Origin of the sequence: Trueperella sp. HMSC08H06 (assembly GCF_001808465.1) — a bacterium.
Lineage (GTDB): Bacteria > Actinomycetota > Actinomycetes > Actinomycetales > Actinomycetaceae > Trueperella > Trueperella bernardiae.
Genome location: NZ_KV793355.1, coordinates 1 through 24,147 on the forward strand (window position 1 = coordinate 1; position 24,147 = coordinate 24,147).

Annotated in this window: 19 protein-coding genes, 2 tRNA genes and 1 other RNA gene; 4 read left to right on the forward strand and 18 right to left on the reverse strand. The window is 65.9% G+C overall.

Annotated features, from left to right (window positions below):
• Positions 1–50: 50 nt before the first annotated feature.
• From groL to HMPREF3174_RS05190, 6 genes are all read right to left on the reverse strand, one after another.
• Positions 51–1,676: a chaperonin GroEL gene (gene groL / locus HMPREF3174_RS05165; RefSeq protein ID WP_062614186.1), complete on the reverse strand. Its 1,626-nt coding sequence runs from the start codon at positions 1,674–1,676 to the stop codon at positions 51–53.
• 272 nt (positions 1,677–1,948) lie between these two features.
• The gene (locus tag HMPREF3174_RS05170; protein ID WP_068539098.1) at positions 1,949–2,539 is read right to left on the reverse strand and encodes a LytR C-terminal domain-containing protein; all 591 of its coding nucleotides are present in this window, start codon (positions 2,537–2,539) and stop codon (positions 1,949–1,951) included.
• A 106-nt stretch (positions 2,540–2,645) separates the two neighbouring features.
• Positions 2,646–3,041: a DUF3263 domain-containing protein gene (locus HMPREF3174_RS05175; protein ID WP_068539096.1), complete on the reverse strand. Its 396-nt coding sequence runs from the start codon at positions 3,039–3,041 to the stop codon at positions 2,646–2,648.
• Positions 3,042–3,176: 135 nt separating this feature from the next.
• Positions 3,177–4,550: an ABC transporter permease gene (locus HMPREF3174_RS05180; RefSeq protein ID WP_062614141.1), complete on the reverse strand. Its 1,374-nt coding sequence runs from the start codon at positions 4,548–4,550 to the stop codon at positions 3,177–3,179.
• A complete protein-coding gene (locus tag HMPREF3174_RS05185; protein ID WP_068539094.1) occupies positions 4,551–5,567 on the reverse strand; it encodes a COG1361 S-layer family protein in 1,017 nt (338 codons plus the stop codon).
• Positions 5,568–5,577: 10 nt separating this feature from the next.
• The gene (locus HMPREF3174_RS05190) at positions 5,578–6,240 is read right to left on the reverse strand and encodes an ABC transporter ATP-binding protein (RefSeq protein WP_210382930.1); all 663 of its coding nucleotides are present in this window, start codon (positions 6,238–6,240) and stop codon (positions 5,578–5,580) included.
• Between the two features lie 151 nt (positions 6,241–6,391).
• On the opposite strand from HMPREF3174_RS05190, the gene HMPREF3174_RS05195 reads away from it, so the two are divergent.
• On the forward strand, positions 6,392–7,060 hold the full coding sequence (locus HMPREF3174_RS05195) for a uracil-DNA glycosylase (protein WP_062614144.1): 669 nt from the start codon (positions 6,392–6,394) through the stop codon (positions 7,058–7,060).
• A 141-nt stretch (positions 7,061–7,201) separates the two neighbouring features.
• On the opposite strand, the gene HMPREF3174_RS05200 is transcribed toward HMPREF3174_RS05195, so the two are convergent.
• From HMPREF3174_RS05200 to HMPREF3174_RS05210, 3 genes are all read right to left on the reverse strand, one after another.
• Positions 7,202–7,274: transfer RNA gene (locus HMPREF3174_RS05200), tRNA-Thr, on the reverse strand.
• Between the two features lie 151 nt (positions 7,275–7,425).
• A complete protein-coding gene (locus HMPREF3174_RS05205; RefSeq protein ID WP_168160564.1) occupies positions 7,426–8,253 on the reverse strand; it encodes a DsbA family protein in 828 nt (275 codons plus the stop codon).
• Between the two features lie 64 nt (positions 8,254–8,317).
• Entirely contained in the window at positions 8,318–10,165 is a 1,848-nt protein-coding gene (locus HMPREF3174_RS05210; protein WP_083297688.1) for a serine/threonine protein kinase, read from the reverse strand.
• 395 nt (positions 10,166–10,560) lie between these two features.
• Here HMPREF3174_RS05210 and HMPREF3174_RS05215 point away from each other — a divergent pair, with 395 nt between their 5' ends.
• Both HMPREF3174_RS05215 and HMPREF3174_RS05220 read left to right on the forward strand, forming a co-directional pair.
• Complete coding sequence (locus HMPREF3174_RS05215; RefSeq protein WP_083200622.1) at positions 10,561–11,742, forward strand: ABC transporter ATP-binding protein; 1,182 nt, start codon at positions 10,561–10,563, stop codon at positions 11,740–11,742.
• Between the two features lie 109 nt (positions 11,743–11,851).
• Positions 11,852–13,123 (forward strand): DUF4032 domain-containing protein, encoded by a 1,272-nt coding sequence (locus HMPREF3174_RS05220; protein WP_062614147.1) that lies wholly within the window; start codon positions 11,852–11,854, stop codon positions 13,121–13,123.
• Between the two features lie 72 nt (positions 13,124–13,195).
• Here the strand turns inward: HMPREF3174_RS05220 and HMPREF3174_RS05225 are convergent, their stop codons facing one another.
• The 8 genes from HMPREF3174_RS05225 to HMPREF3174_RS05260 all read right to left on the reverse strand — a co-directional run bounded on the left by HMPREF3174_RS05225 (position 13,196) and on the right by HMPREF3174_RS05260 (position 22,764).
• Entirely contained in the window at positions 13,196–14,287 is a 1,092-nt protein-coding gene (locus tag HMPREF3174_RS05225) for a Gfo/Idh/MocA family protein (RefSeq protein ID WP_062614148.1), read from the reverse strand.
• Positions 14,288–14,316: 29 nt separating this feature from the next.
• Complete coding sequence (locus tag HMPREF3174_RS05230) at positions 14,317–14,772, reverse strand: hypothetical protein (RefSeq protein ID WP_062614149.1); 456 nt, start codon at positions 14,770–14,772, stop codon at positions 14,317–14,319.
• A 107-nt stretch (positions 14,773–14,879) separates the two neighbouring features.
• The gene (locus HMPREF3174_RS05235) at positions 14,880–15,512 is read right to left on the reverse strand and encodes an endonuclease domain-containing protein (protein ID WP_070448156.1); all 633 of its coding nucleotides are present in this window, start codon (positions 15,510–15,512) and stop codon (positions 14,880–14,882) included.
• A gap of 536 nt (positions 15,513–16,048) precedes the next feature.
• Positions 16,049–17,104: an aspartate-semialdehyde dehydrogenase gene (locus HMPREF3174_RS05240; protein WP_062614151.1), complete on the reverse strand. Its 1,056-nt coding sequence runs from the start codon at positions 17,102–17,104 to the stop codon at positions 16,049–16,051.
• Complete coding sequence (locus HMPREF3174_RS05245) at positions 17,101–18,375, reverse strand: aspartate kinase (RefSeq protein WP_062614152.1); 1,275 nt, start codon at positions 18,373–18,375, stop codon at positions 17,101–17,103. The genes HMPREF3174_RS05240 and HMPREF3174_RS05245 overlap by 4 nt, the downstream gene beginning before the upstream one ends.
• Before the next feature lie 58 nt (positions 18,376–18,433).
• Positions 18,434–19,051 (reverse strand): recombination mediator RecR, encoded by a 618-nt coding sequence (recR, locus tag HMPREF3174_RS05250; RefSeq protein ID WP_179853720.1) that lies wholly within the window; start codon positions 19,049–19,051, stop codon positions 18,434–18,436.
• Between the two features lie 2 nt (positions 19,052–19,053).
• A complete protein-coding gene (locus tag HMPREF3174_RS09625; RefSeq protein ID WP_070448157.1) occupies positions 19,054–22,158 on the reverse strand; it encodes a DNA polymerase III subunit gamma and tau in 3,105 nt (1,034 codons plus the stop codon).
• Between the two features lie 521 nt (positions 22,159–22,679).
• A tRNA-Ser gene (locus tag HMPREF3174_RS05260) sits at positions 22,680–22,764 on the reverse strand.
• Between the two features lie 132 nt (positions 22,765–22,896).
• On the opposite strand from HMPREF3174_RS05260, the gene ffs reads away from it, so the two are divergent.
• Positions 22,897–22,993, forward strand: an RNA gene (ffs, locus tag HMPREF3174_RS05265) — signal recognition particle sRNA small type.
• 64 nt (positions 22,994–23,057) lie between these two features.
• On the opposite strand, the gene ppk2 is transcribed toward ffs, so the two are convergent.
• Positions 23,058–23,990 carry a polyphosphate kinase 2 gene (gene ppk2, locus HMPREF3174_RS05270; RefSeq protein ID WP_070448158.1) on the reverse strand — a complete coding sequence of 311 codons (933 nt, stop codon included), beginning with the start codon at positions 23,988–23,990 and terminating at the stop codon, positions 23,058–23,060.
• Positions 23,991–24,147 lie beyond the last annotated feature (157 nt).

The following is a 24,147-nucleotide window of genomic DNA, read 5'->3' on the forward strand; positions in this document are numbered from 1 at the left end:
GGCCCGCCGAGTCTCCTCGGCGGGCCGCCCCCTATCCAGCTACGTGCGGCTTAGTACATGCCACCCATGCCCGCGGCGGGGTCATCATGACCAGCGCCTGCCGGCTCCGGCTTGTTCGCCACCACGGCCTCCGTGGTGAGGAACAAGCCTGCGATCGAGGCGGCGTTCTGCAGGGCAGAGCGGGTCACCTTGACCGGGTCGGCGATGCCGGCGGCGAGCAGGTCCTCGTACGTGCCGGTGGCGGCGTTGAGGCCCTGGCCCGCGGGGAGCGAGCGGACCTTCTCCGCAACGACGCCGCCCTCGAGGCCAGCGTTCTCAGCGATCTGCTTGAGCGGGGCGGCCACGGCAATCTTGACGATCTGCGCACCGGTGGCCTCGTCGCCCTCGAGCCCGAGTCCGGCCAGGACCTCGTCGCCCGCCTGGATCAGAGCAACGCCACCACCAGCGACAATGCCCTCTTCCACGGCGGCCTTCGCGTTGAGGATCGCGTCCTCGATGCGCTGCTTGCGCTCCTTGAGCTCGACCTCGGTGGCCGCGCCCGACTTGATGACGGCCACGCCGCCCGCGAGCTTGGCGAGGCGCTCCTGCAGCTTCTCGCGATCGTAATCGGAGGTGGAGTTCTCGATCTGGACCTTGATCGTGGACACGCGAGCCTTGATGTCCTCTTCGGTGCCGGCGCCGTCAACGATGGTGGTGGCATCCTTGGTCATGACGACCTTGCGCGCCTGGCCGAGCATCGAGATATCGGCGGTGTCCAGCTTGAGACCAACGGTCTCGGAGATGACCTGGCCGCCGGTGAGGACTGCCATGTCCTGGAGCATCTCCTTGCGGCGGTCGCCGAAGCCGGGGGCCTTGACGGCGGCGGACTTGAAGGTGCCGCGGATCTTGTTGACCACGAGGGTGGCCAGGGCCTCGCCCTCGATGTCCTCAGCGATGATGGCCAGCGGCTTGCCGGTCTGCATGACCTTCTCCAGCAGCGGCAGGAGGTCCTTGACGTTCGAGATCTTCGACTCGACGAGCAGGACGTAGGCGTCCTCGAGCACGACTTCCTGGCGGTCCGCGTCGGTTACGAAGTACGGGGAGAGGTAGCCCTTGTCGAAGGACATGCCCTCGGTGAGCTCCAGCTCGGTGCCGAAGGTGTTGGACTCCTCAACGGTGACCACGCCTTCCTTGCCGACCTTGTCCAGCGCCTCGGCGATGAGCTCGCCGATCTCGGCGTCGCCCGCGGAAATACCCGCGGTAGCGGCGATCTCCTCGCGGGTCTCAACTTCCTTCGCGTCCTTGAGCAGCTGCTTGACGACGGCGTCAACCGCCAGGTCAATGCCGCGGCGCAGGGCGATCGGGTTCGCGCCGGCCACAACGTTGCGCAGGCCCTCCTTAACGAGCGCCTGGGCGAGCACGGTGGCGGTGGTGGTGCCGTCGCCAGCGACGTCGTCGGTCTTCTTCGCGACTTCCTTCACCAGCTCAGCGCCGATGCGCTCGAGCGGATCCTCCAGGTCGATCTCCTTGGCGATGGACACGCCGTCGTTGGTGATCGAGGGGGCGCCCCACTGCTTGTCGAGAACCACGTTGCGGCCCTTGGGGCCAAGCGTTGCCTTGACGGTGTTGGCGAGCAGGTCCAGGCCCCGCTCCATCCCGCGGCGCGCCTCTTCATCGAAATGAATGATCTTTGCCATGCGAACTTCCTCCACGTTAGTGGTTGTCCAGCCGACGCCCGCGACGGACGACCCGCGTGCGGCCGTTTCCTTCCCGGCCATCGGCGAGCCTCATCGGCTGCAGAATTATCACTCTCACTTCAAGAGTGCCAGTAACGATTTTGGCACTCGACGCCCGGGAGTGCAAATCTCCCCACGACCGCGCCCGGCCGTTTCACCGCCGGCTAAAAGTTGAGCGCGGCTATATCAACTTCTCGTGAGAGCGTGAGGCTCCGCATGCGCCGCCCGAGGTGCTACCTCGCGACGACGACAACCTCCGTCTGGTACTGCCCCGTCACCGCCGCATCCTCCACGACGTTCGCAAACCCAAGGGTCTCAGCTACCTTCGTCGCGGTGCCCTTATGTTCGGCGCCGCTGTAATACACGGTGGACTCGGTCGGCTCAGCCCCACCCTTGTAATCGGCCACGTTGAGGTTCGTAAACCCAGCCTCCTGCAGGATCGCCGACTGCTGCCCGGCAAAGCCCGCGGTCCCGCGGCCGTTGAGCACGAGCACCCGCTGACTCAGATTCGGCTCAGCCGCCGGCTCTTCGGTGGCGCTGGGCTCCTCCGTGGCGCTCGGCTCCTCGGTGGGCGCGGCGCTGGTCTCCGTAGCCTCCGGCTCCGTGGTCTCCTGGGCAGGCGCCGACGACGTCGTCTCCACCCGCGGCGAGTCCGACCCCGCAACCAACTTCCCAATGCCGATGCCCAGCAAGGGGGCAAGCACCAAGACCGCGACGATCCCGATGATCCACGGGCGAGCACTCGGAGGCTGGCGGTGGCCGCCGATCGTCTTGCGCTCGGCGGCGAGTCGGTCGAATTCGTCTTCAGGATATGTAGTGGCCACGGGGCAAGTTTACAGGGAATCGGCACCGAATCGAGATTCCGGGCTGTGTTTCGGCTCGCGGCCGAGCCGCCCGCGCCTCGTCGGCGCCCCCAGTCCTATCTGCGGCCTAATCGCGCCCGTCGAGCTCGAGTGCGCCCTGGCTGTCCTGCCCGCTCTGGCCACCCGCCTCGCCCTCACCGCCGGACTCACCGTCACCCAAGTCAGACCCGTCACCCACCTCGGGCCCTCCCCCGCGCGGCGCATGAGGGGCCGGCACCTCCGGCAAGTCAAGGCCGCGCTCGGTCAGGCGCGAGTCGCGCAAGCGCCGCAGCCGGTCCACAAGCGCGGGATCAGCAGTCCACACCCGCGGCTCGTCGAGCATCCGCGACAGGACCAGGTAGTACTTCGACGCCGTCATCCCCAGCTGACGCTGGATGGCCTGCTCCCGGGTAGGGGCCATCCGCCACCAACCGCGTTCGATGTCGAGGATCGAACGCTCCACCTCTGTCAGCTCGTCGTCCATGCCCACCACTCTAGCGCGCCCCTCCGACAATAATTTGTGACGCCTTTCCGACACGCGCGATAGCAAATTGCCGTCGCGGATGTCAGAAAGACGCCGCAAACAGGAAGGATTGGTGCGCCAGTCCCGGCCCAGCCGCTAGCGCTGTGCCGTCATCGCCGCCAGCGGACTGAGCCTCATGGCCCGGCGCGCGGGCACCATGCCCGACGCCATCGCGATGAAGGTCGCGCCCGCAACCGCCGCCACCGCCAGCAGCGGCGGGATCTGGGAGATGCCGCCACCTTGTTGGTCGGGCGAGGAGGCCAACGTGTTGATGACCGCCGACAGCACGTAGCTGAGCACGATCCCAATCACGCCACCAAGGAAGCCGATCGAGGAGGATTCCACGAGGAACAGCCTCCGGATGTCCCGCATCGAGGCGCCGATTACCTTCATCACACCGATGTCGCGCTGGCGCTCATACACACTCATGAGCATCGTGTTCGCGATGCCGATCGCGGCCACAAGCATCGAGATCGCGCCGATTCCGCCGAGCGCCGCCTGGATGCGCGCCGCCGTCTTCTTCGCCTCGAGAATCCACTCGGCCTCCGAGTAAGCCCCGTAACCCGAATCGCGCAACTCCTCGGAAAGGCTGAGGGCGGCGTCGGCGTCCTTGGCCATGACGATGAACTCGTTGTAAATGAAGTTGCGCCCCGGCTTGGCGTTCGCGCTCTCCTGGCCGGGTAGCTTCTCGGTGGAGATCGACTTCTTCAGGGCCGCCACCAACGTGTCGAGGTCGGCGAAGTACGACGACGATATCATCGACCACACCTGCGGCTCCTCGTACAGCTGCCCCGAAACGGTGGCGAGGATCGGACGCGGCGGCGCGACCGACGTCGTGCCCTCACCCGAGCCCCCAGAACCCTCGCTCGAACCCTCACTCGAACCCTCGCTCGGCGCCGGTTGCGGCTCCGCCATCTCGTAGGCCATGCCGCCCTCGGTTTCCACCGTAAGGAAGTAGGTGCGGCCCTGGAGGTCGATCTCCTTCGACTCGCCAGTGCGCGGGTCCCACGACTGGTTGGCCTTGCCACCCGCAAGCAACTGCACGGTGCCGCCGTGCACGGGCGCCGCGCCCCAGGCCAGCTCATAGCCCAGCTTCTCGAAACCGTCGGACGGAATGGCGCGGATCTGGAGGTACTCCTCCATACCCGCCGCCTTCATCTTCATGTCCACGGCATACACCGGAAACACGGCCTCCACGCCCTCGAAACCGGCCAGCGACCGGGCAAGCGCGTCGTCCATCTTCGGCGCGGGCTTACCCCGCTCGGCCCGCGGCGGCGACTGCACGCTCACCTGCCGCACCGACGGACTGTTGGCGCTCACCTCGTTCTGCCGCGCCAGCCCGACACCGAGCGAAATCATCACCACCACGGCCATCGTGCCGATCACCACGCCCGTCGAGGTCAGGACGGTACGCAACGGCCGGCGTCGTAGTGACGCCACCGCCGATGCGAGGATGTCGGTAAAGCGCATTTAGATCAGGCCGTCGCTATCCAGGAGGCTCAGCGCGTCCGCCTCGTCCTCGACGTCCTTCTTCTTCCGATGACGACGCACGGCCATCACCGCCACGATCACGACGCCGATCAACACCAACGCACCAATCGCGATCGGACCCCACGGGATCGTGGACTCCTCTTCGTCGATGTCCCCGGGAGCGATGGGGCCATCCTCGGGAATCATTTCGATGACGGTGACGGGCACCTCGCGCTCGATGCTGGCCGTCTCCCCCTCGGAGTTTTCGTAAGTGAGGACGAGAGTGATGGGCCCCTCAGTGACGTCCTCGGCTCGGACGATCATGTCAACGTTCGCAGTGGAACCCGCGGCGATGTTGCCCACGTAGGCCTCCTGCCCCGTGATCGCCTGTCCCTCCTTGATGGAAGCCTTGACGTTCGAGATCGCGGACTTGCCCAGGTTGTTCACGGTGAACACGATCGAGCCCTCGCCGCCGAGGGTGAGCATCTCGGGCGTCACCTGCGGCACCGACGTCTCCACACGGGCCGGCTGGCTGACCACGACCGCCACGGTCTCAGTGGAGGTCAGGGCCGTGAAATCCGCGTCCTCATACTCGATCGTGAGGGTGAGCGGGTAGGGCCTGTCCTCAAGCGTGGGCAGGGACGTGTAGTACATGGTGACGTCCACCGACTCGCGCGGGCCGAGCTTGGCCAGGTACACCGACGCCGACCCCGAGCGCGGCAGCAACCCGCCCTCGGCCGACAGGGAGAACTTGATGTTCTGCACCCGGGCCGTAGCGGAGGTGTTGCGGACGGTGAAGACGATGTCGAAATCGCTGCCTGCCACCACGGGCTTCGGCGTGGTAGTAAAGCCCTCCACCATGAGACGCGGGGTGGACTTGCCGGTCTGGACCGGGGCGTCGGCCGTCGGCGCGTCGCCCGGCTCGGGGGCATCTGCCGTATCCGCGCTGGCGGCGGGAACGATGAGGCCTGCGAAAAGCAACGTTAGGAAGGCCAAAAGGGTGCTGAAGCGTTTCACGGGTGTCTCCTCAGTCCATATGGTTGGTGTGCGTGATGTCTTGGATGCGGCCGTCGCCAATCGAAACGATGACGTCCGCGTAGCTGGCCAGGTGCCGATCGTGGGTGACCATGATCCACGTCTGGTGGTAGTGCGCGATGAGGCGGCGAAACAGGTCAAGCGTGGCGGCGGCGGTGTGGGAATCGAGGTTGCCGGTGGGCTCGTCCGCGAAGACAATCTCCGGGTTGGACACGAGCGCGCGCGCAATGCCGACACGCTGCTGCTCACCGCCCGACATCTGGCTCGGCTTGTGATTCAGGTGCGTGCCCAGGCCCAGCGTGGTGAGCGCCCGGGCGGCCCGCTTGCGCCGCTCCGCCTTGCCCATCCCTCGGAAAGTGAGCGGCAGGGCCACGTTGTCCAGCGCCGTCATTTCCTGCATGAGGTTGAACGACTGGAAGACGAAACCCACGTGGTCGCGGCGGAACGCGGCCAGCTCGGCCTGGCTCATCTTGTCGATCCGGCACCCGGCCACCTCCACGCTCCCCGCCGACGGCGGCTCCAGGCCCGCGAGCATGTTGAGCAGCGTGGACTTGCCCGAGCCGGACGTGCCGACCACGGCCACGAACGTACCCTTCTTAACCTCAAGGTTGACCTGGTTGAGGGCGACGACGTGCGAACGGCCTACCTTGTACAACTTTGACAGGTCGTTTGTGCGTACTGCTATTTCTTCTACCACGAACCTAGCTTCCTCGCCGGCATTATTAAGCCGATTCTATTCGAGGTGCAAGCTCCCCGATGTCCGCCGCAGGGCGGATATCAGGATGTGGGCGGTGTAGGTTAAAGGCATGAGTTTGAGCGACGTCATGGATCCCGAATGGGCCGAGGCGATGGCGCCGGTAGAAGCCAACATCCACGCGATGGGGGACTTCCTGCGCGCCGAGAACGACGCCGGGCACGGCTACCTGCCCGCCGGGAAGAACGTACTGCGCGCGTTTTCCTACCCGCTGAGCCAGGTGCGGGTTCTAATCGTAGGCCAGGACCCCTATCCCACGCCCGGACACCCCATCGGGTTGAGCTTCGCGGTGGACAGGCAGGTCAGCCCGCTCCCGAGGTCGCTGGCGAACATCTACCGAGAGCTGAGCGACGACCTCGGCATCGCTCCCGCCTCCCACGGCGACCTCACCCCGTGGTGCGAGCACGGCGTCATGCTACTCAACAGGGTGCTGAGCGTGCGGCCGGGTGCGCCGGCGTCACACCGGGGCAAAGGCTGGGAGGCAATCACCGACCACGCCATCCGCGTGCTCGCCCAGCGCGACCAGCCGCTCGTAGCGATCCTGTGGGGCCGGCAGGCCCAAGAGCTGACGCCCCTTCTTCGCACGACGCCGAGGATCACCTCCGCCCACCCCTCGCCGTTGTCCGCCACCCGGGGCTTCTTCGGCTCCAAGCCGTTCTCGCGCGCGAACGCCCTGCTCGTGGAGCAGGGCGCGGAGCCGATCGACTGGCGGCTGGAGTAAGGGACAGAGCGCGTTCGACAGGAGTCGTGAATATACCGGCTGCCGGTTGCTATTTTGGCCTGGTGGGCCTCAGGTTCACGACCATGGACTCGACCAGAACAGCAAAGGCCCCGGCCCTGGTGGGTTCCGGAGCCTTGGGAGAGCCCCCTGTCAGACTCGAACTGACGACCTTCGCTTTACAAGAGCGGCGCTCTACCAACTGAGCTAAGGAGGCACCTGGCACGGGCCAGACGATCCCAGTGTGCCAGATACCCGCGACCATTGACAAAGCAAGCATGCGGGGATGCGGCGGGGCCGCGGGGATGCTTCCCCGCGGCCCCGCACCGGCTTCCCGGCGTCAGATTCACTTCACGCTGGCGCCAGGCTTACTTCGCGCCGGCTTCGATCGCGGACTGGATCACCGAGTCGACGTCGCCCTCCGCCAGCCAGGAATCGTCCACCACGCCGTTGACCTCGAGGGTGGGCGTGGCGGTGTAGCCCTTCTCGCGGAAGGAGTCGGTGGCCGCAACGGCCACAGCCTTCCAGTCGTCGGAGGCGACGGACGCGGGCAGGTCGTTGGCCACGTCGTCGGGCACGCCCACGCTCTTGGCGATGTCGGCGAACTCGGCGAGGGTGGGCGCGCTTCCGCCGCCCTTGACTGCTTCGGCGGTGCGTGCGAACAGCGCGTCGTTGTAGGCCCACGCCTGCTCGGGGGCGTATGTGGCCACGTAGAACATGGCCGCGGCGGCGTTATCGGACACCGAGTTGTTCAGGGTCGCCACCGGGTAGAGGCGCACCGAGAGCTCGCCGGCGTCGGCATGGTTGTGGTAGGTGTCGGCATAGTTGCGCTCGAGGTTGATGCAGCCCGAGCACGTGTAGTCGGAATAGACGGCGAAGACGCCCGCATCCTCGACCACCTGGCCTGCCACGCCGGCCGCATTGACGTCAATGCCGTAGTCGTCCGTGACGTTGGCGAGCGTGGCGGGGCGGACCGTGCCCTCGTAATCGCCCGTGTTTGCCTTGCCACCCTTGCCGACGATCTGCAAAATGGCGAAGACCACAAGCGCGACCGCGAGCACGATTCCACCAATCATGAGCGCCTTATTGCGGCGTGCCCGCTTAGCTTCCTGCTCCCGTAGGATCCGCGCTCGCTCGCGGGCCATGTCACGCCGTTCCTTCTTCGTCACGCTCTGTGCGCTATTCTTCGTTGCCATTGTTCCTCTTTCGAACATTTCCGCGGTCAACCATGCGTTGCGACGCATCATCACTCATTGAACTCTAAACTATCTGGAGATGGGCCTGGCTGACAACTACGCCCGCAGCGAGCGCAACTAATAGCGTAGTCGCAATCCAGAAAAGTCGGTATCCCGCGGTTGGCGCGATGCCCTCCATGAGGTACCTCACGCCTTCGCGCCCGTTTTCGTTCGGCGCGATGAACCACGCAACGACGACGCCCACGTACACCCCCACCGCCTGGCCGCTCGCGGGTGGCAACGCGCCGAGGAAGTCGAGGAACAACCAGGTCAGCCACCCGACGCCGGCGCCCACACCCACCGACACCACCGACCTGGCCACCGCGCCGATAAGCGTGAGCGGCGAGCAAAACACCGCGCCCATGACGTCGTTCTGGTACGGCCCGCCGTTGCGCATCCGCCGCTCACGCAGGTCGCTCTGCGCGCCCCCGAGCCACGACAGTGCCACGATGAGCGCCGCCATCACCGCCGCCGACGTCACCGGCCACACCAGCGCAAACAGCCCGACGACGATCGACGCCACCCACACCTGCAACCGCGCCTTGCGCGGCGGCACCGCCCAGGCGGGGAGCTGGTCCGCCGGGTACCCGTAGCCATAGCCGTAGCCCACCGCGCCTGGCAGCTGGACGGGTGGCGCTGGCTCTGGTTCCAACATTCTCTCGAACACCGAGGTTCGGGCGGGTGAGGGGTCGGGCTCCTCACCCGCCCCCGTTCCCGGAGTCGGATCAGCCACCGGCAGCGGGGCCGTGGCATCGACCGGCGGCTGTGCCGCCGAATACCCACCGGGGTAAGAGGAGGATCCGGCGCCTACGATCGGGCGGGTCGCATCCCCGCCACCCGCGCGGCCCGCACCAGCACCGCCCGGCCCCGCCGGGCCGTAGGCCACCGTATCGCCCGCGGTCTCATCGCCCGCCGACATCGGGGCGAACGCCGGCGCCACGGGCGGCTCGTACGACGGGGCCGCGCTCACTCCGGCCTCGCCGCCCTCACCGGTCCAGCCCTCGCCGCCCTCACCGGTCCAGCCCTGGCCAGCCCCGCCAAACTCGCCGGGCCACGGGTGCAAGGCAGTGCGCGCCACGTCACCGAAGCTCGCCCCGCCCAACACATCCATGAGCTGGGCAAACGTAATGCGCTCCTCCCGGCGCGGGGCCAGTGCCGCCCGGAACGCCCGCTCCACCTCCGGCGCGAGCCCCGGCAAATCCGCCTCCCCCACGACCACCCGGTGCATCACCGCCGGCGAGTTCCCCACGCCAAACGGCGCCTGCCCCGTGGCCGCGAACGCGAGGACCGCGGCGAGTGCCCACCAGTCGGCGTCCGCATCAGGGTCTCCCCCGCGCACCACCACGGGGTCACAAAAACCGGGTGTGTGGGTGAGAGCACCGGTCTGGGTCATGCGCAGGTCATCTCCCAGTTGCGCGATCCCAAAATCAATGAGCACGGGCCCTTCCTCGCCCATCATCACGTTCGACGGCTTAAGGTCCCGATGTAGCACCCCCTGGTCGTGGATCGACTCCAGCGCAGCCGCGAGCTCCTGACCCAGCTCCACCAGGTCCGCCCCCTCGTAGCGCCCCGAATCGCGCACGTCCTGATCCAACGTGGGCCCGTCGATCAGCTCCGTGACAAGGAAAATCTCCTCCTCGTCCGTCTCCGCATCCAGGATCTGCGCCACGTACTTCCCCCGCACGCGCTGCAGCATCGCCACCTCGCGCCGCAGCCGCTCCCGCGAGCGCGGGTCCGCCGCCAACTCCGGATGCAGCAGCTTGAGGGCGACATCCCGCCCGTCAGCGTCCACCGCCTGATACACGAACGACATCCCACCCGAACCGATCCTCTTCACGATCCGGTAGCCGCCGATCATCGCCCGTTGCCTCATGCCACCCTCCTTTCTGTCTTGCCACGACGCCGTCCGCCCCAGCCACGACACCAGCCACGCCGTCACGACGCTGCCCGCCCCAGCCGCGCGTCGTGCACGCCGCCACGCACGTCGCCGCGATCGACGCGAGCCGCGCGACCGTCGTCGCTCATTCTTGCAAGCGCCTCCGACAATCCCGACGCCCGCCCGGGCAAAACCGCGCAAACACGCCGCTTGCCAGGGATCCACCCCACAATTGTCTTACAAATACGTCACAGTCGTATCCTACCGCGGGCCACCTGTGGCACAATCTAAGGGATGCCAACACGGACGTCGGCATCGTGTCAGAGTTGACACTGACACCTTTCACTACGGATCGTCCGGCACGTACCTGCCGGTGAAGGGAACCATGAACCATGGCGACTGTTACATTTGATAACGCTACCCGCGTCTACCCTGGAGCAACCACCCCGGCCGTCGATGCACTCAACCTTGAGATCAAGGACGGCGAATTCCTCGTCCTCGTCGGCCCCTCCGGATGCGGAAAGTCCACCTCGCTACGCATGCTCGCTGGCCTCGAAGACGTCAACTCCGGCCGCATCTTCATTGGTGACCGCGACGTCACCGACGTCTCCCCCAAGGACCGCGACATCGCGATGGTGTTCCAGAACTACGCCCTCTACCCGCACATGACCGTGGCCGACAACATGGGCTTCGCGCTCAAGATCGCTGGCGAAGATAAGGACGTCATCCGCCAGCGCGTGGAGGAAGCCGCCAAGATCCTCGACCTCACCCAATACCTCGACCGCAAGCCGAAGGCCCTCTCCGGCGGCCAGCGCCAGCGCGTCGCCATGGGCCGCGCCATCGTCCGCAAGCCGCAGGTCTTCCTCATGGACGAGCCGCTGTCGAACCTCGACGCCAAGCTCCGCGTCCAGACCCGCACCCAGATCGCCTCGCTCCAGCGCTCGCTCGGCGTCACCACCGTGTACGTGACCCACGACCAGACCGAGGCCCTCACCATGGGCGACCGCATCGCGGTCCTCAAGGACGGCCTCCTCCAGCAGGTCGCCTCCCCCGCCGAAATGTTCTCCCGCCCGGCCAACGCCTTCGTCGCCGGCTTCATCGGCTCCCCCGCCATGAACCTCGGCACCTGGCGCATCGACGGGAACGACGCCGTCTTCGGCGACGCCCGCTTCGCCCTCCCGGCCGACGTGCTCGCCGCCGCCCGCCCGGACGGCTCCCTCACGGTCGGCCTGCGCCCCGAGGCGCTCGAAGTCGCCGGCGCTGGCGAGGGTGGCATCCCGGTGAAGGTCACCTTCGTCGAATCCCTCGGCTCGGACGCCTACGTCTACGGCACGATCGTCGGCGCGGAGCGCGAAAACACCAACTTCGGCTCCGGCGACCAGTCCGAGACCATGGTCGTGCGCATCGAGCCGTACGTCGTTCCCAAGGCGGGCGACGTCGTCTACCTCAAGCCCAAGGCCGAGCACACCCACTACTTCTCGACCTCCACGGGCGAGCGCATCGACAGCTCGATGCACAAGCCCTCGATGAGGAACGTGGACAACGACGCCGCCGAAGTCCACATCGAGGACTAATCGCAGTAGCTGAGTGAACGACGCCGGGGCTCGGGTTTCGACCGGGCTCCGGCGTCATTCGCGCGTGCGGTAGCATTGATTCGGCACGCCGAGGAAGTGGGGGAACAAAGTGATCAAGTCGCTGCAGATCACGTCAGCGCAGGTGGAACCGGCGCTCCTTGACCTGCCGTGGAACGTGCCCCTCGAACAGTGGCCCACCTCCATCATCGCCGCCCTCCCCCGCGGTATCTCCCGGCACATCGTGCGATTCGCCTACCTAGAGGGCAAGGTCGTGGCCGTGAAGGAAATCGGCGAAACCGTAGCCCACCACGAATACGAGACGCTTCGCGACCTCAACCGGATCGACGCTCCCTGCGTGGAACCCATCGCCGTCATCACCGGCCGCTTCGACGCCGCGGGCGAACCCCTCAACGCCGCCCTCGTCACCCAACACCTGCCCTTCTCCCTGCCCTACCGTTCCCTGTTCGGCCAGGCCTCCATGCGAATCGACACCGTCAGCCGCCTCATCGACGCGCTCGCCGTGCTCATGGTCCGCCTCCACCTCCTCGGCTTCTACTGGGGAGATGTGTCGCTCTCTAACGCACTCTTCCGGCGCGACGCCGGGGAATTCTCCGCCTACCTCGTGGACGCCGAAACCGGCGAACTCGAAGACAACCTCTCCGAGAAGAAGCGAAACTACGACATCGACGTCGCCCGCGTCAACATCATTGGCGAACTCATGGACCTCCAAGCCGGCTCCATCCTCGACCCCGAATTCGACGCCATCGCCGTCGGCAACCGCTTCGAAGAACGCTACCTCGAACTGTGGGACGAACTCACCAGCGAAGAATCCTTCGACCGCTCCGAGCGCTGGCGCGTGGACGCCCGCATCCGCCGCCTCAACGACCTCGGCTTCGAAGTGGGTGAGCTCGCCATGTCCACCGACATCGACGGCACCTCCATCTCCATCCAACCCAAAGTGGTGGACCTCGGCCACTACTCGCGCAAACTCATGCGCCTCACCGGGCTCGACGTGGAAGAAAAGCAGGCGCGCCGCCTGGTTAACGACATGGAGTCTTACCGCACCTACACCGGCAAATCCGACTACCCGCTCGAGATCGTCGCCCACGAATGGATGACCAACGTCTACGAGCCCACCGTCCAAGCTGTCCCACCCGAGCTACGCACCAAGCTGCAGCCCGCCCAGCTCTTCCACGAAATTCTCGAACACCGCTGGTTCATGTCCGAACGCCAAAACCGCGACGTGCCCATGCGCGAGGCCGTCAACTCCTACGTCCACGAAGTCCTCACCCACCGCCGCGACGAATCGCAATTCATCGGGCGCGACGCCGACGGGCCCGCCACCGAGGAATTCGATGTCGGGACGATCTTCGGGGACTAGGGGCCGGGCTAGCGGGCGGGGCTCGCGGCTAGCCCGCGGCTCCGCCGCGGGCCCAACCGGCCAACGTCAGACTTAACCCGTGATCTCCGAGATCGCCACAGTGCGGTTCTCCTTGAGGGACAGCGTGCAGGCGTCCGCTGTTGCGATCGACTCCATCGCCGCCGTGCCATCGGACAGCTTCGCAAACTCCTCTGCCACCGGCTCACCCTGCATGAGCCCATGGAAGTAGGTCATCTCCTCCTCCACAATCCCCGACAGCCACAACGGCAACTCCATGTCCGGGTGACCAAACTGCACCCCACCATCCGTACCGGTCAAGCCCGCGTAAATCTCCGCGCGCTGGCGATCCTCCTCCTCGGTGCGATGCAGAAGGTAGCGGCGCTCGTCGTCGTCGACCCGGACCGTCACCCCCACATCCTGGAGGTCAATCTTGATCGCACCCTTCTCCGCCTGAATCAGCAAGTAATGCTCCGGCCAGCGGAAGGCCGAGCCATACTCGAGGGTGGCGAAGGCGCCGTCGAACTGGAGCTGGATGAGGAGCATGTCGTCGACGTCGTCCTCGCTGTGTGCCACGTTCCCGCCGATCATCGTGGCAAAGCGCGCCGGGCCAAGGATCGACTGCACGCAGTCGAGCTCGTGGACGTGATGATACAGGTGGCCGCCCGACAGCTCGCGGACCTTCTTCCATGTCGCAACCGGCTGCACGGACTCCCAGCCCGTGCGCGTAGAGCGGATGTGCAAGACCCGGCCCAGCTCGCCCGACGCGATCAGGCGCTTGGCTAGGCGCACCCCATTCATGAAATTCATGACGTGGCCGGCCATGAAGAAGACGCCAGCTTCGCGGGCCGCGTCTACCATTGCGGCGCAATCGGCGTAGCTCAACGCGATCGGCTTCTCAGCGAAGATCGCCTTACCCGCGCGGGCAGCTGCCAGGGTTGGCTCCACGTGCATGGAATTCGGGGAGGCAACGATCACGGCGTCGACCCGCGGGTCGCGCACCAGGGCCTCCATCGAGTCAAAGACCTCCGCGCCAAACTCGGCGGCAGGGCGGGCGGCGTTCACCGGGTCGTACACGCCGAGCACGTTCGCGCCCTCCAGGCGATGTAACGCGCGGCCGAGCTCCGCGCCGAAGTAGCCGGTTCCGACGATTCCGTAGTTAACCATGGGATGTCCTTTCATTCGTGGAGGTAGGCTCAAGCACGCTTGCGGCCGCGTTGGTTCTGGCGCCGCTCGAACTTCTCAGCGCGGGCAATGAGGGTGGGCAGGCTGTAGTAGCGCACGTCGACCTTGATGAGCGTGCCCCTCGTGTCGAGCAGGTGGAGGTAGTTGCGCGGCTCGTTGAGGAAGCGGACCTCGGCCAAGTCCGCGTAGGCGATGCGCTTTGGTGCGGCCGGCCACTCGCGCAACTCGAAAAAGTCCGGGGCGTCAACTGCATAGTTGAGCCTGAGGCCGATCGCCTGCCTGGCCAGCACGCCAAGTAGCAGGATCGCCGCCAGGAACATCGCCGCCTGCGGGATCCCCTGCGAGCGCAACCCCGCCACCACCATGAGCGGCACGAACACGATCGTGATCGAGGCGATGACCGCTACCATCTTGCGATAGCGCAGGCCGGGGGTCTGTTTGCGCGCGGGGTCGAGGCGCTGGTTCATGGTCGTCCTTGACGTCGGGATTGGGCTCGTGTCCCATCGTATACCACCGCCCGCCCGTCAAATCTCAGGACTCTGAGCGCAAACCCCCGGGATTCCGCAATGAAAAGCTACAGGGTCCTGATACTTGACGGAGACGGGCGGCGCAGGTAGCGGCGCTGCTTGAGAATCGCAATCAGATGCTTTTGAGTGTTTTCCCAGTCGTACCAGATCTGCTGGTAACTCAGCCGCGTGACCTCATAGCCCAGTGAACGGAACAAGAGATCGCGGTGGCGATCGTTCTCAAATTCAACGCGCCCCATGTGGTGCGCCACGGAATCGCACTCAAGGATCCACGATTCCCCGATCAACATGTCGGCGAATCGCCCCGCGATCGGGGAGAACTGTTGAACAACCTTCACACCCCGCTTGCGCATGAAGTGAGCAACGCGAGTCTCGCTACCGGACTGTGACCCAAATGCGGCACAACCGAGTTTCCGTGCTCTGCTTTCCGGAATTCTCTCCAACATCATCTGGATCCCAGACATCGTCATCATGCCTAGATTCAGCGCTGATTCCATCACCACCAGGGCAGTCTCCGAATCATGGAACCGTGCAACCTGCTCAACGGCATCCTCAGCGGCGACAACCAACTGCCGCTTGTCGCCTGCAGCACGGTGCACCTGCGCAACAGTTCGGCTATTGCCAAGACCTGACACGGCTTGTTTGATCTTGCTGGCCGACTCCCAGTGATTCGCGACCACGTGAAGAGTCGGCCCTGGCTCCGGCGGAATCCAAAGTCCGTGCAACTTTGCAGCCGAAAGGCATCCAAGCCGAGTGTGACTCGACGCGGCTATCGCAACGGATTCTTCCGCTCCTCTCCATGCATACCAACCGTGACTCAGATGTCGGAGCTCACCCGCAGAAACGAGCTCAGCTATGCCGTTGCCGTCTAAGCCTTGCAATTCGAGCTCTGCACGAGACACAACACCATGGAACATGGCACCAGCATGACAAGAACTCCGCGCAGCTGTTTTCCGATGCTCCCCGAAAATGGGGTTCCCACTCCACGAACGTTGTCTGTGGAAAAGATCCTTGGCCGCCTCACCCCAAACACCCGACAAACCGGACATCCGGCATAGCGCACAGCGTCAAGATCTCAAGATTCCCGTCAAATCTCAGGACTCTGAGCGCAAAACCCCGGGATTGCGCAATGAAAAGCTACAGGGTCCTGATATTTGACACCCGTGGCACAGCAGTGGGCCCCGGGAAACCCCGGGGCCCACAACCCGGCCACGTTCTACCCGCGCAGCTCCTGGATCACCAGCTCCGCGATCTGGATCGTGTTGAGTGCCGCGCCCTTGCGCAGGTTGTCGCCCACCACGAAGAAGGACAGCCCCTTCGCCGGGTCATCCGCAGCGAAGTTCTGCCGCACACGGCCCACGTAGCACGCATCCTCGCCGGCGCACTCGAGCGGGGTGGGCACCTCGACGTACTGCACGCCCGGCGCATCCTTCAGCAGCTCGATCGCACGCTCCACGGAGATCTCGCGCTCAAACTGCGCCGACACCGCCATCGAGTGACCCGTGAACACCGGCACGCGCACGCACGTGCCCGCCACCTTCAGCTCCGGCAGACCGAGGATCTTGCGCGACTCGTTGCGTAGCTTCTGCTCCTCATCGGTCTCGAACGTGCCGTCATCCACGATCGCCCCGGCCATCGGCACCACGTTGAACGCGATCGGCGCAACATACGGCGTGGTGTCCGCGGGGTGAGCAATCGCATAGCCGTCCGTGGCCAGCCCCTTGAGTGCCTCGCCCTCCTCCACGCCGGCCCGGGCCTGGTTCGCCAGCGCGTTCACGCCCGCGAGCCCCGAACCCGACACGGCCTGGTACGAGTTGACCACCATGTTCGTCAGCCCGGCCTCATCGGCCAGCACCTTCACCACGGGCATGATCGCCATCGTGGTGCAGTTCGGGTTCGCGATGATCCCCTTCGGCCGGTTCACGATCGCCTCCGGATTGACCTCGGTCACCACCAGCGGAACGTCCGGATCCTTGCGCCACGCCGAGGAATTATCCACGACGACCGCGCCCGCCGCTACGAACTTCGGCGCGTACTCGAGGGAGACCGCACCACCGGCGGAAAACACAGCAACATCAATCCCGGAATAATCGGCGGTGGCAACGTCCTCCACCACCACATCCTGCCCCCGGAACTGGAGCACAGTGCCAGCCGAGCGTGCGGAAGAGAAGAAGCGGACGGCGTCGACGTCCACCTCCCTCTCCTCGAGGATGGTGCGCATGACGTGGCCAACCTGGCCGGTGGCGCCTACAACTGCGAGGGTGATGCTCATCGTCCCGTACCTCCATAAACAATTGCTTCATCTTCGGCATCCAGGTCGAATGCCTTGTGGACAACCCTGACGGCCTCGGGCACGTCGGCGGCGGCGAGGACCGTGGAAATCCGGATCTCGGATGTGGAAATCATGTCAATGTTGATGCCGGCTTCGGCGAGCGCAGCGAAGAACTTCGCGGTGACACCCGGGTGGGAGCGCATGCCCGTGCCGATGAGTGACAGGATGCCGACGCCGTCGTCCTTAATGATCTCAGCGAAGCCGAGCTCCTCGCGGGCCCGCTCGAGCGCGAACACGGCGCGCTTGATTTCGGGTACCGGCAACGTGAACGAGATCGTGGCCTGGCCTGGCTGGTTGACGGGCACGTTTTGGACGATCATGTCGATAGAGGAGCCGGCGTCGGCAACCACTTGGAAGATGCGCGCGGCGGCGCCGGGTTCGTCGGGCACGCGCGTGACCGTGATCTTCGCCTGCGACGTGTCGTGGCTGATGCCGGAGATGATGGGGGCTTCGTTGTCGCCGTCCCAGCGGCTGCGGGTGGACTCGTTCACGATCCACGTTCCTTCCTTGTTGGAAAACGATGAGCGAACATGCAGGGGCACGTCGAACCGGCGGGCGTATTCGACGGCACGCAGATGGAGGATCTTGGTGCCGTGTGCCGCCATTTCGAGGGTTTCTTCGTAAGTGAGGGCAGCGATGTGGCGGGCGGATTTGCAGATGCGGGGGTCGGCGGTGAGGACGCCGTCGACATCGGAGTAGATCTCGCACACGTCCGCCCGGAGCGCCGCCGCGAAGGCAACCGCGGTGGTGTCGGAGCCGCCGCGGCCGAGGGTGGTGACGTCGTTGTGCCGGTTCACGCCCTGGAAGCCGGCGATGATCGCGATTTCGTTGTTTTTTAGGACACGGCCGATGCGTTCGGGCACGACGCCGACGATCGACGCCGCGCCGTAGACCGTGTCGGTGTGAAGGCCGGCCTGCTGGCCAGTGAAGGCGTGGGCGGGGACGCCGAGGTCGGTGACAGCCATCGCGAGGAGCGCCATGGAGATGCGCTCACCGGCGGAGAGCAGCACGTCCATTTCGCGTGCGGTGGGTTCGGTGGTGACGGCGGCGGCGAGGTCGATGAGGTCGTCGGTGGTGTCGCCCATGGCGGAGACCACGACCACAACCCGGTTACCCGCCTTGTGGGTGTCCACGATGCGCCGGGCGACGCGCTTGATGCCATCGGCATCAGCAACTGACGAGCCGCCGAACTTTTGCACTATAAGAGCCACGTCTACTCCTTTCGGTGCCCTCATGCTACGGGAGGCGCCCCGGGTTCGGCTGGGGCTCTCACGTGCTGGGCGTGTGAATCCTCTGACGCCCTTCCATGGCGCGGGAGATCGTGACTTCGTCGGCGTATTCGAGGTCGCCGCCCACGGGCAGGCCGGAGGCGAGCCGCGAGACGATGACGTTCATGTGCGACAGGTTGAGGGAAAGGTACGTGGCCGTGGCCTCTCCTTCGACGTTTGGGTCCATGGCGAGGATGACCTCTTGCACGACGCCGGAGCCCAGCCTTGCGTACAGCTCACGGATGCGCAGGTCTTCGGGGCCGATGCCGCCGATCGGGTCGATCGCGCCGCCGAGTACGTGGTAGCGGCCGCGGTATTCGCGCGAGCGCTCGATGGCGACGATGTCCTTGGCTTCTTCGACCACGCAGATGACGGAGTCGAGCCGGCGGGGGTCGGCGCAAATGCGGCAGAGCTTGTCCTCGGTGACGTTGCCGCAGATTTCACAGAAACGGACCTTGGATTTGACGGATTCGAGGGCGCCAACCAGGGCGTCGACTTCCGAGTCATCCGCCTCCAGCAGGTAGAACGCGATTCGCTGCGCGCCCTTGGGGCCGATCCCGGGCAGGCGCCCCAGTTCGTCAATGAGCGCTTGGACCGCGCCGTCATACACTCCGGCCATACCTACTCCTCCCGTTCTTCGATCACTTTAGCCTCGAAGCGCTCGAGCAGGACCTGCAGACCCACCATGGTCGACTGTGAGATGTCCGGGTCGTCGGCGGAGGCACCTTCCCATTCGGGGTGGGAATCGTCGACGACGGCGGGCTCGTCCGGGTAGTCGGCACGAGTGGGGTGGGCGTGTGCGGCGGCGAGGGCCTGGAAGTCGGTGCCGGTAAGGCCGGCGCGGGTGGGGGTGGGGGCGGCCTGGGCCGGGTACGTCTGGGTGGAGGCGTCGGCGCCCTCGTCCGGGAGGTCGTCCGGGTCCGGGCCGTCCGGGCGACGGTCCAACGACGACGGTTGCGCCCACTTGCCCAATGTCGTATGCGTATAGGGATCTTCGACGGGCGGCACGTGGAACTGTGCGAACCCGGTCGGGTCGTGGCCCGTGGTGTTGGCGTGGCCGGAGGCCAAGCTCTCTGGTAGCTCGGCCGGAGGCGGCATCGGGAAGCTCTCGGCTGCGGAGCCGAGGATGTCAGCGGCGGAGCGCTCGGGCGACTCGCCGTGATCGTGGCCGGGAGCTTGGTCAAGACCGGGGCCGGGCGCCGCGCCGGATTCTGTAGCAGGTGTCGCCCCGAAAGCAGGGCCGCCGGTCGCGCCAAAGGCAGGGGTGCCGGGCATGCCGTCGGTGGCCGGCTCTGCGGTAAAGCTCGGGTCGTGGGCGGGGTCCGGTTCGCCGAGATCAGAATCGTCGACGTTAGATTCGTCGAAGTCGGGCTCGTCGCCGTAGGGCGGGGCCCAGTCGGGCTCCGCGGCCGAGTGAGATTTGGAGGGCCTGCGAGGTTCGCCAGTTTCTGCGGGCTCGCCCGCCCGCTTCGTTACCGGCCTTGCCTGCTGGTGCGAGCCTGAGCCGGCCACCGGTTCACGCACATCGGCTGACTCCGGCTCCGACTCCGCTGCAGATGCGCGCAAGTCACCTGACTGCGCACCCCGCAAACCCTCGGCATCTTGAGGCGGGGCGGCTGGTGCATGCTCAGGATCTCGGCTCACCGCTGGGCGTGATGGTTCGGCTCGCTCAAAGTCGACGGCCGGCGGTTGGGGTGCCGCGGCCTGCGCGGCGTCAGCTTTTGGGGCCGACGGTTCGCCTCCCGCCAATCCTTCGACTCGGAGGGCGAGTCCGAACATGTTCGCTATGATCCGCTCGACCTCGCGAGCGCCACGCGCCGTGAACGCCCCGGCAACGCCGGGCTGTTCGAAGCCGACGTAGAGTACCCCGCCCTCGACCCTGACCGGGCCATTTGCCGCACCGAGTTGGGCGTGGGCGATGCGGGACAGGCTCTGGTCGGCCATGATCGCGGGCCACTGCGCGCTGATCTGCGCAAGCGGGTCGCCGCCGGACTGCCCGGCGGGTTCGGCCGGCTGTGCCGGCGCCTGCTCGGGCGCACCCTGGGCCTGAGTTGGCTGCGGAGGGTGAGTCGCCTGTTGTTCCGGAGCCGATTGCCGTGCTGGAGCCGAGTGCTCGGAAACAGCGCGTTCGGGTGCCGGTTGCGCCGACGCCTGCCGCACTTCTTGCTGTTCCCCGGCCTGCCGCTCGGGGGCTGGCATATCGGCATGCCCCTGCTGGGGCGCGCGGCCTTCGGACGCGCGCCCGGCCGACTCCCCCTCCTGCGAGCTCTGTCTTTCCAGAACAGATTGCGCGGGCGCCTTGCCATCGCCGTCGAACCCTGCACTCGTCATCACAGGCATGGGCCGTCTGCGTGGATCCATCTGGTCCAAGCGCCGCTGCTGCTCAACAGATCCAGCCACACCCTGCGCACCCGAGATCTGCCCGCCTGGGCCCGCATTTCCGGCCTGGCCCGCCTGCTGACCGACCTGATGTCCCTCCGGCTGCCCCGGCCCGCGCCCGGCCAGCTGTGCGCCACCGGTCACGCGCCCAGACCCGGCCGGCTTCGCCCGGAACTTCGCCAGGCTGCTGGCCACCTCGGGGCTGGGCGCCTCGGGCCCGCTCTCGACCACCTGCGCCGGCACGCCCACCCGCGCAATCACCAGCCGAGCGCACAGCAACTCCAGCTGGAGTCGCGGCGCGGTGGCACCGGCCATATCGCTCAGCGCAGCGTTCGTCAGGTCCGCACACTGCGAGGCGCGCTCCGCCCCAAGCGCCGCCGCCTGCTCAACCATCCGCCCATACTGATCCTCCGGCACCGAGACGAACACGTCCTTCGCCTCATCTCCCGCGAGCGCGATGATCACCAGATCCCGCAGCCGCTGGAGCATGTCCTCAACGAAACGCCGCGGGTCGTGACCAGACTTAACCACCTTGTCCACAACCCCAAACAGCGCCGAACCATCCCGCGTGGAGATGGCGTCAACGGCGTCGTCGAGCAACGCCGCCGAGGTGTAGCCGAGGAGGGCGACGGCGCGGTCGTAGTCAAGGCGCGTGCCCTCGGAGCCGCCGATAATCTGGTCGAGGACCGAGAGCGTGTCACGCACCGAGCCCGTTCCCGCGCGGACCACCAACGACAGCAGGTCCTTCCCCGCGCTCACGCCCTCACGCGCGCAAACCAGCGCCAGGTACTGTTCGAGCTCCAGCGGCGGGACCAGCCGGAACGGGTAGTGGTGCGTGCGCGAGCGGATCGTGCCGATCACCTTTTCCGGCTCGGTGGTCGCAAAAATGAACTTCACGTGCGGCGGCGGCTCCTCCACCAGCTTCAACAACGCGTTGAAGCCCTGGTTGGTGACCATGTGCGCCTCGTCGATAATGAAGATCTTGAAGCGATCCCGCACCGGCGCGAACCCGGCCTGCTCGCGCAGCTCCCGCGCGTCGTCTACACCGCCGTGCGACGCCGCGTCCAGCTCCACGACGTCGAGCGACCCCGACCCATCGCGCGCCAACTCCCGGCACGACTCACACTTCCCACACGGCTTCGCGGTGGGGTACTCCACACAGTTGAGGCAGCGGGCGAGGATCCTCGCCGACGTCGTCTTGCCACAACCGCGCGGCCCGGAAAACAAATAGGCATGCGTGGTGCGGCCCGCCTCAAGAGCGGCCATCAGTGGCCGGGTGACGTGATCTTGACCGATCACTTCTTGAAAGGACTCGGGCCGGTAGCGGCGATACAGGGCTATACTCACGCCTCCTAGTCTACGCACACCCTCCGACAAATCTTTCGCCGGCCGCCACCTGGGGATAACCTCGCCGGGCGGTCGCAAGTTTTATGGCATGCGCCCGTCCTCTTGCGGCAAGATAGCCCTAGGTACCACAACCACACAATTGAGGCAGCCCCGTAGCAGCACCAAAAACCTTCATCGATTTCCCCACGCTCAACGCCTCCACCAGTAAAGATGACACTCTCTCCGGCGCGACTGCCCAGACCATCGTTCTGGTAAAGGGCCGCGAGCCCAGGACTCACGCCGGCATGGACGACTGGGGAAGCGCGTCTCGACGAACGCGTCGACGACGTCATGGGCCTCCTGTGCCCCTTCTCAGTTTTTGTTTGTACCCCTTTCGCACCCCCCTTACGGTGGGGTCTTGTGGGGTCGCTTGGGGTTTTGGGGTGGTTTTGGTGGTGTCTGACCAAACCCGACTACACCAACGAAAACCCGCGATAATCCAACAAAAAGTCCCGTCCCGCTACTGCGGGACGGGACTTTTGCGGAGGATGGGGGATTCGAACCCCCGAGGGCGTTAACCCAACCCGCTTTCCAAGCGAGCGCCATAGGCCACTAGGCGAATCCTCCTCAGATTCTGCCAATCTGCCTACCCAGTTTACGAAAACTGGCGCCCTTTGGGAAATTGCGGGCCGCCAGGCGCGGGTGCCGTTAGTCTCACCCTCCCGACGTTGCCACCCCGAAACTCATGGTAGGATCGGTGGCGGCTCCCCACGTGGCGTCATCTTGAGGAACTCCCCCAGGGCAGGAATGCAGCAAGGGTACTTGGGCTCTGGCGGGTGCGTGGGGAGTCCTTACTCTTCCCACATCCCGACGACTCCGGGGTCCAGCCAACCTTCGCCCGCACCTATCCCGCCGCGCGCCTACTCCCCGCCTGCAGCCTTGTCTTCCTCGCGCACCTTCTTGGCCGCCTTGCGAGCCTTCTTGGCCGACTTGCGCTCATCCTTTGCGGCCTTCACGCGGTCCTTTTCCAGATTCACGGCGACGTCGTCGACATAAATGTACTTCGTGCGGTCGAGGCGCTGGTGGGCGTCCTGCTCGGCGATCGCCGGCCGCTTCGGCACCTCCACCTTCTCCGGTTCAATGCGTTCCCAGGGGATCTCGTGCAGGATGTCGGAAATGACGTTGATGCGCGAACGCTTCTTATCCTCCGACTCGACCGTACGCCAGCGCGCCCACGGCGTGTCCGTGGCGGCGAACATGGCGTCCTTCGCCTGCGAGTATTCTTCCCAGCGGTTGATGGATTCGACGTCGATCGGCGACAGCTTCCAGCGTCTCATCGGGTCCGATGACCGCGACCTGAACCGCGCCTCCTGCTCCTCCGCCGACACGGAGAACCAGTACTTGAGGATGCGGATCCCGTCGTCGACAAGCATGCGCTCAAACTCGGGCGCCTGCCGCAAGAAGCGGTGGTATTCCTCGGGCGAGGCGAAGCCCATCACGCGCTCGACGCCCGCGCGATTGTACCAGGACCGGTCGAAGATGACGATCTCGCCCGCCGCGGGCAGGTGCGCCACGTAGCGCTGGAAGTACCACTGCGTAGACTCGCGCTCGGTGGGCTTAGGCAACGCGACCACTCGCGCATGACGCGGGTTCAAGTACTGGGTGACGCGCTTAATCGCCGACCCCTTCCCCGCCGCGTCACGCCCCTCAAAAAGGATGACGATGCGCTCACCAGTGGCAATAACCCACTGCTGCATCTCCACGAGCTCTGCCTGCAGGCGGCGGAGCTCCTTGTCGTACGCGCGCGAGCCGAGCTTGGGGAGCTTTGTTGAGAGGGAATCGGTATCAGACATGCCCCAAGTGTACTCTTCGTCACTGTTTGCCACTGGCGTTTTTCACGACGCCGCCCGCGCCTTGCGCCCACACCCCACGTCGCGATCGTCCCGCTTTGCACCCACGCCCTCACCTCGCGCAGGGGCAGTCACCTCGCACGCCCCGGCGGGCTCACCG